We start from the raw sequence: 1,189 nt of genomic DNA, 5'->3' as shown, positions 1-1,189 counted from the left end.
ACCGGGGGCACCGAGCGGACGTACGACCCGAAGAAGGCGCTGAAGGTCCTCGACGCGGCCGGCTGGAAGCCGGGCAAGGACGGGATCCGCGTGAAGGACGGCGTCCGCGCGAGCTTCCCGCTCTGGTACGTCTCCGGCGACAAGCTCCGCCAGGACCACGCCCTCGCCTACGCCTCCGACGCCAAGAAGATCGGCGTCGATGTCAAGGTGCAAGCCGGCACCTGGGAGGTCATCGAGCCGCGCATGCCCAAGGACGCGGTGCTCGCGGGCGGCGGCTCACCTGCCGACCCCGACTTCGACCAGTACCCGCTCCTCAGGTCGGACCTCGCGGGCGACGGCTTCAACAACATGGGCTGGTACGACAACGCCACCGTCGACCGCGCCCTGAAGGCCGGCCGCGAGAGCGGCGACCGGGCCGAGCGCAAGGCCGCCTACGACACCGTGCAGCGCGAGCTGGTGAAGAACCCCGGCTACACCTTCCTGACCCACATCGACCACCTCTACGTGGTCGACGACCGCTTCGGCGACCTGTCCACGCAGGTCGAACCGCACGACCACGGTCTTGCGGCCGGTCCCTGGTGGAACGTCGAGGACTGGCGGCCGTGAGCCGTCCGCCGTGGGGGCCCATGGCGCGGCTGGCGGGACGGCGGGCCCTGTTCGCCGTCCCCGTCCTCGGGATCGTCACGTTCGGGGTCTTCGCGATCGCCGCGGCCTCGCCGTTCGACCCCGTCAAGGCATACGCGGGCACGGCCGGCCTCAGCGCCTCGCAGGACACCCTCGACCAACTGCGCGCCAACCTCGGCGCCGACGAGCCGCTCGTCACCCGCTGGTGGAACTGGCTGACGTCCGCCGTGCAGGGCGATCTCGGTGACTCCAGCGCCCTGCGGCAGCCGGTCGCCGACGTGATCGCCGAACGCGTCGGCTGGTCCGTGCTGCTGGCCTCCGCCGCCTTTCTCGTCGCGGTCCTCTTGGGCGGCCTGCTCGGCGTCCTAGCCGCGCGCCGACCGGGCGGCTGGACCGACAGGGCCGTCACCTCGCTCGCGTACACCCTGGAGGCCGCGCCGCCGTTCTGGCTGGGCCTGCTCGTGATGTGGTTCTTCGCCCTGAAACTGGGTGTGCTGCCCGCGGGCGGCCTCACGGACACCGGCAGCACGGTCGTCACGGCCGACCAGGTCGTACGCCATCTCGT

General features: G+C 71.7%; 2 protein-coding genes. Both read left to right on the top strand.

Going from position 1 to position 1,189, the window contains the following annotated elements:
- The coding region (locus tag EU811_RS22965) for an ABC transporter substrate-binding protein (protein WP_238703548.1) at positions 1–606 on the top strand (606 nt) is incomplete at its 5' end.
- A gap of 20 nt (positions 607–626) precedes the next feature.
- A partial coding sequence (locus tag EU811_RS22960) for an ABC transporter permease (protein ID WP_142940556.1) occupies positions 627–1,189 on the top strand: 563 nt, incomplete at its 3' end.

Origin of the sequence: Arthrobacter sp. TS-15 (assembly GCF_006964045.1) — a bacterium.
Lineage (GTDB): Bacteria > Actinomycetota > Actinomycetes > Actinomycetales > Micrococcaceae > Arthrobacter.
Note: the sequence above shows the minus strand (reverse complement) of the source record. Positions and strands in the feature narration are given on the sequence as shown.